Source organism: Steroidobacter sp., assembly GCF_036402275.1.
Taxonomy (GTDB): Bacteria; Pseudomonadota; Gammaproteobacteria; order Steroidobacterales; family Steroidobacteraceae; genus Steroidobacter.
In genome coordinates, this window is the sequence record NZ_DASWTF010000033.1 from 278,986 (window position 1) to 293,151 (window position 14,166).

Annotated in this window: 10 protein-coding genes; 3 read left to right on the top strand and 7 right to left on the bottom strand. The window is 63.0% G+C overall.

Annotated features, from left to right (window positions below; all coding sequences use genetic code 11):
• Positions 1-69 precede the first annotated feature (69 nt).
• The 5 genes from uvrA to VGD45_RS16735 form a co-directional block, all read right to left on the bottom strand.
• Positions 70-5,856, bottom strand: coding sequence for an excinuclease ABC subunit UvrA (uvrA, locus tag VGD45_RS34135; protein ID WP_349263285.1), 5,787 nt, complete (start codon positions 5,854-5,856; stop codon positions 70-72).
• Between the two features lie 149 nt (positions 5,857-6,005).
• Positions 6,006-7,925, bottom strand: coding sequence for a M48 family metallopeptidase (locus VGD45_RS16720; protein WP_331156466.1), 1,920 nt, complete (start codon positions 7,923-7,925; stop codon positions 6,006-6,008).
• A 30-nt stretch (positions 7,926-7,955) separates the two neighbouring features.
• On the bottom strand, positions 7,956-8,537 hold the full coding sequence (locus VGD45_RS16725) for a LemA family protein (protein WP_331156467.1): 582 nt from the start codon (positions 8,535-8,537) through the stop codon (positions 7,956-7,958).
• A gap of 124 nt (positions 8,538-8,661) precedes the next feature.
• Positions 8,662-9,939, bottom strand: coding sequence for a gamma subclass chorismate mutase AroQ (gene aroQ / locus VGD45_RS16730; RefSeq protein WP_331156468.1), 1,278 nt, complete (start codon positions 9,937-9,939; stop codon positions 8,662-8,664).
• Between the two features lie 130 nt (positions 9,940-10,069).
• Complete coding sequence (locus tag VGD45_RS16735; RefSeq protein ID WP_331156469.1) at positions 10,070-10,321, bottom strand: hypothetical protein; 252 nt, start codon at positions 10,319-10,321, stop codon at positions 10,070-10,072.
• Between the two features lie 263 nt (positions 10,322-10,584).
• Between VGD45_RS16735 and VGD45_RS16740 the strand changes: the two genes are divergently transcribed.
• Entirely contained in the window at positions 10,585-11,070 is a 486-nt protein-coding gene (locus tag VGD45_RS16740; RefSeq protein WP_331156470.1) for a hypothetical protein, read from the top strand.
• Here the strand turns inward: VGD45_RS16740 and VGD45_RS16745 are convergent.
• Both VGD45_RS16745 and VGD45_RS16750 read right to left on the bottom strand, forming a co-directional pair.
• Positions 11,067-12,419, bottom strand: coding sequence for an ATP-binding protein (locus VGD45_RS16745; protein WP_331156471.1), 1,353 nt, complete (start codon positions 12,417-12,419; stop codon positions 11,067-11,069). The two genes, VGD45_RS16740 and VGD45_RS16745, sit on opposite strands and share 4 nt — an antisense overlap.
• A 20-nt stretch (positions 12,420-12,439) precedes the next feature.
• Positions 12,440-13,168 (bottom strand): response regulator transcription factor, encoded by a 729-nt coding sequence (locus tag VGD45_RS16750; RefSeq protein WP_331156472.1) that lies wholly within the window; start codon positions 13,166-13,168, stop codon positions 12,440-12,442.
• A gap of 305 nt (positions 13,169-13,473) precedes the next feature.
• Between VGD45_RS16750 and VGD45_RS16755 the strand changes: the two genes are divergently transcribed.
• Together VGD45_RS16755 and VGD45_RS16760 are read left to right on the top strand one after the other, a co-directional pair.
• A complete protein-coding gene (locus VGD45_RS16755) occupies positions 13,474-13,731 on the top strand; it encodes a hypothetical protein (RefSeq protein ID WP_331156473.1) in 258 nt (85 codons plus the stop codon).
• 107 nt (positions 13,732-13,838) lie between these two features.
• Positions 13,839-14,165 carry a hypothetical protein gene (locus tag VGD45_RS16760; protein ID WP_331156474.1) on the top strand — a complete coding sequence of 109 codons (327 nt, stop codon included), beginning with the start codon at positions 13,839-13,841 and terminating at the stop codon, positions 14,163-14,165.
• Position 14,166 lies beyond the last annotated feature (1 nt).

Consider the following 14,166-nt stretch of genomic DNA (forward strand, 5'->3'; position numbering starts at 1 on the left):
AACCTGCAGCGAAGCTGCATACAGGTTGCCCCGAGAATCGAATGAGCCCCGAGAGGACTCAGATTGAGATCAGGCGCGGCGCCGATGTTCCGAGGTCGCGGTCGAATCGTCCTTGCGCCCTCGTTCGCTGAGGAACTCGCGCAAAATGCGCGCAGTGTGCGAGCGCCGGGCTTCTTCGACGACTGCTTCGGGCGGACCTTGCAGAACCACCTGACCGCCCTCCGCGCCGCCTTCCGGTCCCAGATCGATGATCCAGTCCGCCTCGGCGATGACGTCGAGATCGTGCTCGATGACCACCACCGTGTTGCCGGCGTCGACCAGACGATGCAGCACACGGATCAGCTTCTCCACGTCCGCCATGTGCAGGCCGACGGTCGGCTCGTCGAGCACATACAGCGTCCCTGGCAACTTCTCTACGACCTCGCCCGGCTCCGGCGTGCGGAGCATCCTGGACTCCCGCACCTTGGACAGCTCGGTCACCAGCTTGATGCGCTGAGCCTCGCCGCCCGAAAGCGTGGGGCTCTGCTGTCCCAATGTGAGATAGCCCAGGCCCACGTCCTGGAGCAGCCGCAGACAGTGATGGACCTTCGGATGCGCGCTGAAGAAGTCGACTGCTTCGTCGATGCTCATCATCAGCACGTCGCCGATGCTGCGTCCCTTGTATTGAACGCTCAGAGTGTCCTGATTGAAGCGTCGACCGCCGCAGCTGTCGCACATCACGCGCACGTCGGGCAGGAAGCTCATCTCGATCTTGCGCATACCCTGGCCTTCGCACGCTTCGCAGCGGCCGCCGGCGGTATTGAACGAGAATCGCGACGGCGTGTAACCGCGCATGCGAGCCTCCGGGGTTTCGGCGAACACTTTCCGAATGGCGTCCCAGAAGCCTATGTAAGTCGCCGGGCACGAACGCGGCGTCTTGCCGATGGGCGTCTGATCGACTTCGAGAATGCGCTCGATCTGCTCCCAGCCCGCGATCTCCTTGCAGCCGCGCCACTCGAGCTTGGCGCCTTTGCGACGGCCGAGCGCGGCACGGAGGTTGTCATGGAGCACGTCGCGCGCCATGGTCGACTTGCCCGAGCCGGACACGCCAGTCACGACCACGAGACGATCCAACGGCACCTTGCAGGTTTGCTTACGCAAGTTGTGCAGCGACGCTTCCTTCACCACCAACGCAGGCGAGCGCGGCGTAACGGCGCGACGCTGCCCGATGGGATGTTGTAGCGGCTGCGCCAGCAGACGACCTGTGACCGATTCCGGCGAACGCTCCAGCTCTCGCGCCGTGCCCGCGGCGACTACGCGACCGCCCCGAGTGCCCGCACCGGGCCCGAGGTCGAGCACGTAATCGGCGCGTCGAATGGTTTCCTCGTCATGCTCGACCACGAGCAGCGAATTGCCCTTCGCCGCCAGCTTGTCGAGCGTATCGAGCAGGATGCGGTTGTCGCGCGGATGCAGGCCGATAGTCGGCTCGTCCAGGATGTAACAAACGCCCTGCAGGTTGGAGCCGAGCTGAGCTGCCAGACGAATGCGCTGCGCTTCGCCGCCCGACAACGTCGGCGCGGAACGATCGAGCGCGAGATAACCCAGGCCCACGTCTTCCAGGAACGCGAGACGAGAGTTGATTTCGGTCAACACGTCGCGCGCGATCTCGCTGTCGCGGCCCTTCAGTTTCAGCGTGTTGAACTGCTTGCGCATGTCGCCGACCGACTGCGCCGTCACCGCCGCGATCGACTGATCGCGGAAGCGAACGTTGCGCGCAATCGGATTGAGGCGCTGGCCTTCGCAGACTTCGCAGACTTCCGCTTCCTGCTCGAACCATTCGTTCCACCAGATCTCCTCGCCGCTTTGCTCCTCGTCGAAGCCGCGGATCTGCAGACCGGTGCCGTAGCAGTCCTCACACCAGCCGTGCTTGGAGTTGAACGAGAACAGGCGGGGATCGAGCTCGGCGAAGCTCTTGGCGCACGAAGGGCACGCGCGTCGGGTCGAGAAAATCGACAAGCCCGCATTCGCGGCCACGACGTCTTTGCTCGATTTCTTGGTCGCCGGCGCCTTCTTCACCTTGACACTCTCGTCCAGCAAATGAACCACGCCCTTGCCGAAATCGAGCGCGGTGGTCAGTGCTTCACGCAGCTCGCGCTCATTACGAGAGGAGACCTGCACCGTCGCTACCGGCAGCTCGATAGTGTGTTCCTGGAAACGCGACAGGCGCGGCCATGCGTTCGTCGGCAGCAGGTCACCGTCGACACGCAGGTGCTCGTAACCTTTTTTCGCCGCCCACGCTGCCAGGTCCGTGTAGAAACCTTTGCGGGCCACCACCAGTGGCGCGAGCAAGCTCACACTCTTGCCTTTGTAGTCCCGGCAAATGCGAGCAAAGATGGACTCGAAGCTCTGCGGTTCGATGGGCACATCGCAATCCGGGCAGTACTGCGTGCCCAGCTTCACGTACAGCAGACGCAGGAAGTGATAGATCTCCGTGAGCGTCGCCACCGTGCTCTTGCGACCGCCGCGACTGGTGCGTTGTTCGATCGCCACCGTCGGCGGGATACCGAAAATCGCATCCACGTCGGGACGTGAGGACGGCTGCACGAACTGGCGCGCGTAGGCGTTCAGCGATTCCAGATAGCGACGCTGTCCCTCGCCGAACACGATATCGAATGCGAGTGTCGATTTGCCCGACCCGGACACACCGGTCACGACAGTGAACTTGTCGCGCGGCAACTCCACATCCACATTCTTCAGGTTGTGCTCGCGAGCGCCGTGGATGCTAATGGCATTGGCGCGCGGCCGATGAGCGGCAGACGCAGCCAACGGCACCACGGTGCGCTGATCGGTGATGTTCCAGCCGCTCTCGACTGCGCGCAGCGCCTTGCCCGTGTGCGAGCCCGGAACCTTCATCACTTCAGTCGGTGTGCCGACGGCGATGATCTCGCCGCCGGCCTCGCCGCCTTCCGGACCCAGATCGATCAGCCAGTCGGACGCCGCGATGACGTCCAGGTTGTGCTCGATCACCAGCAACGAATGGCCAGCGGCAATCAGGCGTCGGAACGCGCGCAGCAGCTTGGCAATGTCGTCGAAATGCAAGCCGGTGGTCGGCTCGTCGAATAGAAACAACTTGCCCGGCGTTTCATCGTCCGGCCTCGCCGTCGCGCTTTCCGCCAGGTGACCGGCGAGCTTCAGACGCTGCGCCTCGCCACCGGACAGCGTGGGCACTGGCTGGCCGAGCCGCAGATAATCCAGACCCACTTCCGCGAGCGGACGCAGCGTCGCGAGCACTTCGCGCTCGCCGGCAAAAAACTCGACCGCTTCGGAGACCGTCATGTCGAGCACATCGGCAATGCTCCGGCCAGGGCCGGGTCCGCGATTCAATGTGACTTCGAGAATCTCGCCGCGATAACGACGGCCGTTGCAATCGGCGCAGCGTAAGTACACGTCCGACAGGAATTGCATCTCGACGTGCTCGAAGCCGTTACCGCCGCAAGTCGGGCAGCGGCCGTTGCCGGAATTGAAGCTGAAGGTGCCGATGGTGTAGCCACGTTCTTTCGCGACCGGCTCGTTCGCGAACAATTTACGAATGGCGTCGAACGCGCCCACGTAACTGGCGGGATTGGAACGCGTGGTGCGACCGATGGAGGTCTGGTCCACCATCACTACCGCGCTGATGTTCTCCGCGCCGTTGATGCTGTCGTGTTCGCCCGGCGCCTCGGTCGGCTTGCCGAAGTGCTTGAGCAGCGCCGGATACAGCACATCCTGGATCAACGTGGATTTGCCAGAACCCGACACACCGGTGACGCACACCAGTCGCTGCAGCGGGATCGAAACGTCGATGCCTTTGAGGTTGTGCTGGCGCGCGCCCTTGATCGTCAGGCTCGCTGTCGGCGCGGGCTGCGTAGCGGCCGAGCCCGATGCGACCTGTTTACGACCGAGCAGATAATCGGCCGTGAGTGAGCGCTTGGCATCCTTCAGTTCCGGCGGCGTGCCGAAGAAAACAATCTCGCCGCCCTTCTCGCCCGGCCCGGGACCGACGTCGATCAGCCGATCGGCGGCCTGCATGACCTGCGGATCGTGCTCGACCACCACCAGCGAGTTGCCGGCGGCCTTGAGCCGACGCATCACGTCGATCACGCGCCCCATGTCGCGCGGATGCAAACCGATCGATGGCTCATCGAGCACGAACAACGTATTCACCAGCGAGGTGCCGAGGGCGGTCGTCAGATTGATCCGTTGAACTTCACCGCCCGACAAAGTGCGCGACTGCCGGTCGAGGGTCAGGTAACCGAGACCCACGTCCATCAGATATCCGAAGCGCCCGCGAATCTCACGCAGCACCAGATCGCTCGCTTCGTCCAACGGCGCGGGCAGGGTCAGCCGGTCGAAGAATTGTTTGCAACGATCGATGGGCAGCAGCATGAGCTCGTGAATGCCGATGCCTGGTAGCTGCGCCAGCTGCTCGTCATTCCATTGCACGCCGTTGGGCTTGAAGCGGATCTCCTTCGGCAGAACCGCGGCAGCATCCGCCTTGGTGCCGAGCCGCCACAGCAGCGCATCGGTTTTGAGGCGAGCGCCATTGCAAGCCGTGCACGGGGTGTACGCGCGATACTTCGACAGCAACACGCGGATGTGCATCTTGTACGACTTAGTTTCGAGCCACGCGAAGAAGCGCCGGACGCCGTACCACAGCTTGTCCTCCCAGCTGCCCTCGCCTTCCAGCACCCATTGCCGCTGCTGCTCGGTGAGCTCGCGCCAGGGCACGTCGACGGGAATGTTTCTTTTGCGCGCGTACTTGATGAGATCGTCCTGGCATTCGCGATACGACTCGGTCTGCCACGGACGGATCGCGCCGCCTTTTAGCGTCTTGCTCTCGTCGGGCACGATGAGTCCGAAATCGATGCCGATGATGCGGCCGAAGCCACGGCACGACTCGCACGCGCCCAACGGAGAATTGAACGAGAACAGGCTGGGCGTCGGCTCGCGATAATGAATGTCGCAATCGGCGCAATGCAGATCGGAGGAGAAGCGCCACGTCGCCGCCGTCTTCGGCGGTGACGCGTCGTTCTCACTGGTGCGAGCGCCGCCGTTTGACGAGTCGAGCACATGCACGCACACGCGGTCGCGGCCCACGCGCAGCGCCGATTCCAACGCCTCGATGACTCGCTCGCGATCGGTGTTGTCGAAGCGGAAGCGGTCCTGAATCATTTCCAGGCAAATGGTCGCCTGCTCTTCCGCGGCGCCTTTCTTTTTCGACACCTTCTTTTTTGCGGCCTTGCCTGTCGCTGGCGCACTGACGGGCGCGGGCGGCGCGAGCCGCTGGAACAAGCGCGTGTAGCCCTGCTTCTCCAGCAGGCTCAACACTTCAGCCTCGGTGAAGTTCGACGGCACGGGCACCGGGAATGTCACAACGACACGCGCATCGGCGCGGCCCAAGGCTTTCAGTCGCTCGCTCAACTCGTCGTAGATGGTCTGCGCGGTGTCGCGCTTCACCGGAGCGGAGCACTGACGGCAATAAACGTGCGCGGCGCGAGAGAACAGCAGCTTCAAATGATCGTTCAGCTCGGTCATCGTGCCCACGGTCGAGCGCGAGGTGCGCACCGGATTGGTCTGATCGATGGCGATGGCCGGCGGAATGCCGTCGATGCGCTCTACTTGCGGCCGATCCATACGATCGAGGAACTGGCGCGCGTACGGCGAGAACGTCTCGACATAACGGCGCTGCCCTTCGGCGTACAGCGTGTCGAACACCAGCGAGGACTTGCCCGACCCGGACACGCCGGTCACGACGATGAGCTCACCCGTGGGCAGCTCGACATGCAGATTCTTGAGATTGTTCTGGCGCGCGCCACGAATGACGATGGACTGGGACATGCTCACCATTGGCCGTGGGCCAGGAACACTGTAGGAAAAACGGAGGGCCCGGGAACCGGGCCAATCGCAGGTAGATGCGGATTGTAAGCGCGGCTTCAACCGCGCCCAACCCACCGCGCATTGAATCCCCGAAATCTGTCAGCCGATGTCTAGTTAGATTCGGTGGGGGCTACTAGCGGCGGCAGCGGACAGTGCAAAGTGGCGCAGACGGCTCGCAGAAGCTCGGCTTCGCCGAGCGTAAGTCGCTGATCGTGGGTGACGGTCTTGACCAGCGCCTCCACCAGCTGCTCCTTCATGATGGGCGCCAGCTGATCCAGCCGGCTCAGAGCCAGATCGAGCGGCTGCGCCCAATGCGGAATGGCGGTGAAGGATGGCCGCTGCCGGGGTAACAGGTGGTGCACGCCCACTTCGTAAGCGTGGCGGGCCGAGGCGCCGTCGGCATGGCCGTGCTGGGCCAGCACCGAGAACAGCACCTGAACATCCTTCTGCACGGCGCTCAACGGCAACTGCCGCGTGCGCGCGGCGGGGCTCATTTCATCTTTCAGCTGCACCTGGGCCAGCTTGCGCAGTACATAGCTCTGCAGCGAGATCCGGCCTTCCCGCTGCAACATGCCGTTCAAGGTCGACATCAGTTGCAGACGCTCGTCCCGAGTCAGCTGGCGCAACGCCGGGAATGCCGTGAAGAGCGCGGGCATGCGCTGTTCCGGCTCGAGCGAATCGATCGAGCCTTGCAACTGAGCGATGGCGTCAGCGGTATGGAAACCCAGCTGCGCGGTAATGTACTGCCTCTGGCGCTCGCGAGCCTCTGGATTCGGATCGAGCGCCAGCGCCAGCAATAGCTGCCGCGCCGATTCCGGATGCCGGCCCGCCATAACTACGGCATCCGGCAACGACTTACGAATATCTCGCGCCACCTGCATATGGATGGTGCTCGGATTGCCAACCAACCCGGCGACGGCCGCTGCGCCAGGCACATTGATCAGCGACTCCAGACGTTCCGCTGAGCTTTTCTTGGGAGCTGCCTGGGTTTTCGCCTGCTCCTCAGCGAGCAGCATTTCGGCGCGGACGCGATCGATTTCCTTGGGATCGAACCGCGGATCGATGGCTTTGAGCCGATCTTCGAGCGCAGGATGCGTGGCGAAGAAGCGGCCGATACCGGGCGCGAACAGCATGTGCGCCACTTCCTCGACCTCGGGATTGCCGATCTTCGAACCATACGAGAGCGCGCCGATTTTCACGAGCGCGTTCCGCAGTCCCGTTGGGTCGCGCGTGAACTGAACCGCCGACGCATCGGCCAACGATTCACGGCTGCGCGACACCGCGGCCTGAATCAAACGTCCGAAGAACAAACCCACGTAACCGATGACGAGCACGGCCATCGCGATCAGCATCACCGGCCAGGCTTTCTTTGAATCGCGCGCGCCCTCCGTGAGTCGCAATACAGTGCGGCCGATGAGCGCGATCACCAGCAGCCCGAACAGCAGGCCCATGAGACGAATGTTCAGCCGCATGTCCCCATTCAGGATGTGACTGAATTCATGCGCGATCACGCCCTGCAACTCGGCGCGATTCAAAGTTGTAAGCGTGCCGCGCGTGACGCCAATCGCCGCATTCGCCGGATTGTGACCCGCCGCGAAGGCGTTGATGCCCCGCTCCTGCTCCAGCACATAGACCTCGGGCATAGGCACGCCGGAAGCGATGGCCATTTCCTCGACCACGTTGAGCAGGCGGCGCTGCTGTGGATCGGTGGTATCCGGCGAAACGCGAACGCCACCGAGTGAACGCGCCACCACGCCACCGCCGCCACCGAGCACCATCGACTTGTACAAGCTCGCCAAGCCGATGACGCCTGCGACGATCAACGTGGTCACCAGCAGAGTGCCGGTATGCGTGCTCATCCACTCGCCGACGGTCGGCATGTACCCGAGCGTGCGCTCCTCCGCCTTGGCCAGGACGAAGCACACGACGACGTTCACGGCCGCGATCACCGCCAGCACGGCGACGGCGAACAGCACGACGAGCAGGCGCGACGAGCGCCGCGATTGTTCCTGTCGCTCGAAGAAGTTCATTCCTACGACCCGCCGCAGGCGCTCTCGTTATTAGAACTTCACCACCGGCACCGCGCGCTTCTCCGGCGATTCGATCTCCAGCAACTGCGCCGGCAGGAACGCGAACATGTTGGCGACGATGCTGTTCGGGAACATCTCGCGAGTGTTGTTGTAAGTCATGACGGCGTCGTTGAACGCCTGCCGGGCGAACGCGACTTTGTTCTCGGTCGAGGTCAGCTCTTCCGAGAGTTGCATCATGTTCTGATTGGCCTTCAGATCCGGATACGCTTCGGCCAGCGCGAACAAACGTCCCAGCGCGCCACTCAGCGCATTCTCCGCGCCGGACAGCTGTTGCACGGCATTGGGATCGCCCGGATTGGCGGCCGCGTTCTTCAGGCCGGTGACCGCCGCGTTGCGGGCTTTGATGACAGCCTCGAGCGTTTCGCGCTCGTGCTTCATATAACCCTTCGCGGTCTCCACCAGGTTGGGAATCAGGTCATGACGGCGCGTGAGCTGCACGTCGATCTGCGCGAACGCGTTCTTGTAGGCGTTCCGGCCGCCGACCAGTCGGTTGTAGATCGAAATGAAAAAAAACGCGACCAGGACGATGACGATCAAAACGATCCATTCCATCTGACGACCTCCCCGGCGAATGCCGCTATTCAAAGCATACCGAATGCACGCAATTCATGACCTGGACTGCCGGCCAATGGCCTGCCGCCACCGGCCAACGACTTGGCCGGCACCGGCGGGCGACTCAGTTCTCAGCCTTGGCGCCGCCGGCGGCGATCGCGCCATCCAACCAGGCTTTTACCGCGCCGTCGGCGATCTGACGTTGGAGCCAGGCATCGACGTGACCGCGCAGCGCCTCGTCCCGCGGCAGCAGAATCGCTTTTTCGCTATGAGTAAACGTCGTCGAAGTGGCGCGGCAGAGCCGTTTGTCATGGCGGGCCTGCAAGTCCACCTCGACATCGTCGGTCACCATCACGTCGGCGCGCCCGCCGGCGATCTCGGCGAAGATGCTGCGATTGTCGGGATGCACGGTGACCTGAGCGTGACTCAACCGTTCCCGCACGAACTGCTGGTTGGTGCCGCCGGGATTGACGACGACGCGTACGTCGGGGCGATCGATTTCCGCCACCGTATCGAAGCGCGACTCGGTGCCGCAACGAACGATGGGTGTCTTGCCGCCTTGGTGATAAGGAACCGAAAAGGTCGCGACCTTGGCGCGTTCCGGAGTGATGCTGATGCCGCCCAACGCCACGTCGAAGCGACCGGCCTGATAGTCGCGCATCAATCCGCTCCAGCTCGTGCTCACGAACTGCGGCTGCGCGTCCAGCGATTTCGCCAGAGCCTCGGCCATCGCCACATCGGCGCCCGACAGCTCGCCGCCACGATCCAGCGTGAAGGGCGCGTAGTCGCCGGTCATGCCGATTCTCAAGACTTTGCTCGCCTTGATGCGATCGAGCGGCGGCATCGACGCAGTCCGCAACCGGGATAACGATTTCAGGAGGGCTTGTCTGTCGTCATCTTGCAGACCAGGTATATCGATCCTGGCGGCATACGAGCCATAGCGTGAAGCAAAGTCGGCGGCCGCCAGCTCGGGCAATGCGAGGTAAATCGCACGCAACAACTGCTCGCCAAGACGATCGAGCTGTGGCCGCAGCTCCTTGCTCAAATCACGCACAGGCTCGTCGCCGCGTCCGTTGGCTTTCCAATCCGATATGAAATGCTCTTGAACGTCGCGCGCCATCCGAATCTGCAATTCGAACAACTCGCGCGCCGACGCGCCGTCGATGCCGAGGCGCTGTGCCTGCGCGACGGTCGCGTTCAATACTTGCTGCTCGCGAGCCGCATCGGTAACGGGAACGTTATTGGCATGCTTCCACGCAGCCACGGACGGCATGACCTGGAGACGCTGCTGCATGAGGTCGAACACCTTGGCCACTTCGCCTTCACCGCTGAAAGTCGCCGGGAAGGCGAGGTTCGTCGTGAGGAACAGTGCCAGCGCGATGCAAAGACGGTGCAATGTCATAGCCTTCCTCGAAAGACGCAGCAATGTAGCATTTCATGCCATGAGCCATGAAACCGAGCGCTCAATAAAAAAGCCCGCCGGCAGGCGGGCTTTCGCAGCGGCGTTGCCGCTGAACGCGTCGAGCGATTGCTCAGCGGCGAGGGCCGAACAGATCGAACACGCGACTCAACAGGGTCGGCTCGAACACTTCGACTTCGATGTCGGCGCGCATGACCGGAACGTCGGCGAGGTTCACTCGAATCTCGTCTTCGCCACGCGGCCTGGAGAAGTCGAACACTTGCGTGGCCGGACGCTGCGGTTGAGCGGCGGGATGGGGTGCTTGCGAAGGCGCGGCCGCGGCGTTGCGACGAACCTGAGTTTGTACGGGGCTGGCAGCGCTCATCAAATCCTCCATAAAGACGACGGTCACGAGTCGCTGGCAGACTAGAGGAAGCGCGAGCGACGCCGTGTGAGCCAAATCACGTTCGCATCAGCGACGCTCGGCAACACTGTTTTATGTCGAGCAGCTGTCGCCCGCCACAGACGGCGAAGCATCTTGCGTCCAGCCGTGAAATAAAGAACGTTCGCAATCCGCGCTCGAGCCGCGATCCATCGGCGCTCGTGTGACGGATTTTGTCAGTCGTGCAATTCGCATCGGAAAGACCCGTGAAGCCTTCGTTACTCACCCAGCAGATTGCAATCGTCCTTGCGGCGTCACTACTCGCGACCGCTTGTTCCAAAGAACAACCAGCGGCCCCCAGTGCACCGCTGGTCGAGCAGCGTGCCGCCGATCCGGCGCCAACGCCCACTGACGAGTTTCGTGGCTCATTCGCTCCAGGCGGCGTCGCTGCGACTTATCGCGCGACGTTCAGCGACCGACAGATTCAGACGTTGGAAGAAACTCGAAAAGCGACCTCACAAACCGGCACGTATGAATTTCGCGGCGCGCGGTTGATGAAGTATCGAGGCGCCGCGCTCGGCTCGAACGACGACATCGAGCTGGAATTCGATCTGCAAGGGAAAGTGCTAGTCGCTCGAGCGGGCGATAAAGAGGTGAGCGCCGAGGAGATCACTGCGATTCGCGACCGCGCGCAGTCACTGCGCAGTCATGCAGTCGCCCAGCACGCCGTGCAAGGACACGATCGCAATTAGTCTCTTCGCAAGGGCAGCCGAATCTCGACGCGCAGTCCACCGCTGGCCGCGTTCTGCGCGCGGACCTGCCCTTGATACAAACCGACCACCCGCGCCGTGATGGCGAGCCCGATACCGGTGCCGCCAGAATCTCGATCGCGGGATTCAGCCACGCGATAGAAAGGCTCGAAGATCCGCGCCAGCTCCGCCTCGGGGACGCCCGGCCCGTGATCTTCGATTGCGATGACAGCATCGCGATGCTCGCGGGTAAGTGAAACAGACACGGCCGACCCTGGCTTGGTGAAACGTACGGCGTTCCGAAGCACGTTCTCGATGGCGCTGCGCATGAGATCGTGATCGCCGTTGAGCCACAGGCTTTCGCCCGGCGTCCAATCGACGTTTTTATCCGCGGCGCTCGCTTCCAGGCGCGCATCCTCAACCACCTCGTTCAGTAACGTGGTGACGTCGACGGGCTCCAACGGCAGCGTCGGTTTCGCTCGCAGCTGGGACAGCTGCAACATCTGTCCGATCAGCGTATCCAGGCGCTCCGCTTCGAGCTCGATACGATCCAACTGTTTGACGATGTCGGCCTGCGGCCGCCGCGCTAAACCGGATGCGACACGCAACCGGGCCAGCGGCGAGCGCAACTCATGTGACATCGCCCGCAACAGATCTTCTCTCGATGCAATCAACGTACGGATGTGATCCGCCATCGTATCGAAGTCACGCGCCAGCACGCCCAACTCGTCGCGCCGGCTGGAAAACTCTTCACCCACGCGCGCTTCGAGATTTCCCGCCGCCAGCGAGCGCGCGCTCGACTGCAAACGCTCCAGCGGCTTGCTGATGTAATGCGCCAGCCACCAGCACACCAGACCGCTGATGACGAGCGCGAACGCGAGCACGACCAGTCGCACATCCGACGCCTGCAACGGACTCAACGCAGAGCTCCGCCCGATCATCACCGTGTACACGGTGCCGTCGCGATCGGTGAACAAGGGAGTCAGCAGCAGCGGATCGTCGCGACCGCTCGGCGGGGGCTCGCGACCGAAGAAACCGGCGTCTTTGAGTCGATTCGCGTAGCTGCGATAGGTCGGGGGCAGCGGCCGCTGCAAAATATCCTGGCCGTCCGGGCGCACCACATAAATATCGCGGCCGGGATATCGTTCCTGAGCGCTCTCGATCCACTTGTAGAGATCGGTCATGCCGCCGACCAGCAGGCGATTCGAGGCTTCCGAAGCCAGCTGGCGGATATCGGGCGAGGCGGCTTGATCGCGCTGGAAGCGATACCAAGCCACCGCCGCGGTGGTGGCGAGCACGAGCAGCGTCGCCACCCAGAAAGATAAAAAGATACGGAGGAACAGCGAGCGCACGTGATGTTCTTTGGCGGCTATCAGGCCCGCGGCTCGGCACGTGCTTCGCCGGTGGCGATCAGCACGTAGCCCGCGCCTCGTATGCTACGAATCTCCGGCAGCCCGTTCTCACCCAACCCCAGCTTGCGACGCAGGTTGCTCACATGCGTGTCGATGCTGCGATCGTAGGGAGTGAGGCGGCGGCCCAACACTCGCTCCGTCAATGACTCGCGCGATTGCACTTGCCCGACCGCTCGCATCAGCACTTCCAGCAGGCGCAGCTCGGTGCCGGTGAGACGCACCGACTGGCCCGACAACGTGACTTCGAACGTCGCCGGATCCAGACGCAACGGACCGACGCTGACCGGATGCGCGGGCGTATCGGCATCGCGAGGCGAGAAACGCCGGAGCACGGCGCGCACGCGAGCCACCAGCTCGCGTGGATTGAAAGGTTTGGACAAGTAATCGTCGGCGCCCAGTTCCAGCCCGACGATGCGATCCACGTCCGCGCCATGAGCAGTCAACATGATCACTGGCACCGACAGACTGTGTCGCAGGCGGCGCAGGACTTCGAAGCCGCTCAGCGACGGCAGCATCACGTCCAGGATCACGAGGTCGAACGGGTGCGATTCGCCGGTCAGCCGCTCCAGGGCCTCGGCGCCATCGCGCACGATGGACACCTGGAAACCCTCGCCGGTCAGGTATTCGGTGAGCATCTGACCGAGCTCGCGGTCGTCGTCGACGATCAGTACGGAGGCGGGCAAAGTCATGGTTCGATCCATAGGGCGGGTCCCCGGCGCTGCGGCTGGACCATGGCATAACGAAAACGCATCGGTTGCGAAGTTTCGTCAAGTTTACGCACCGCGTGGCACAACGACAGGCGGGATGCCGGCAGTTCGCTTTGCGCAGACCCGTCGATGCATGTCCTGGGCAGTCGGCGGATGTCCGAAATTCTCCGGGCGCGCGTACTCCCGCAGGATGCGCTACCCCGCCGCCGGAACCGTGTTTTACGGCTCCGCGTTGAGTTCGGGCTGAAGTGACGAGACACGAACCGTCGATCAACGAGGAGACGATCATGACCCGATTGATTGCATTTGTTGCAGCGGCCCTGTTGTCGGTCACGGCCTTCGCCGGCGACAACAAGGACAAAAAGGACCACTCGATGAAATCCTCCGCCGTGACGTTCGATTCCCTGGACAAGAATGGCGATGCTCAGCTGAGCAAGACCGAAGCGGCCGCCGACAAGACGCTGGCCGACAGCTTCGCCACCGCCGACACCAACGGCGATGGCTACCTGAGCAAGACCGAGTTCACCGCCCGGCAGAAGAGCTGAGCTGAGCCGAGTCGTTCATCGTGAGGAACGGGCCTCACCCACCCGCCTGATTCTTCCAGAACAGGTCGGGTGCGGTGGGGCCGTGTCGTCTCTGCTACCCTAATCGCATGGCCGTACCCTGGTTACAGATCGTTCAGCTGGTGCCCTCGATCGTCGAGGTGTCTCGCGAGCTATTGAAGCGCACCAAGCGCATGCCCGAGCCGCAGGAGCTGCCCGTCCCACAGAACGTGGATGAGCTGGCGCAGCGGGTGCTCACTCTGGAAGACAACGAGCGCCGCCAGGCCGAGCTGGTCAGCCAGATGGCCCAGCAGATGTCGATCCTGTCGCGCGCCGTGTCGGCGCTACATCGTCAGGTGCTGTGGCTGGGCGGCACGGCGGTGGTGGCCATCGTGGTCGCTATCGTTGCGATCGGCATGGCCGCCACCGGCGGATGAG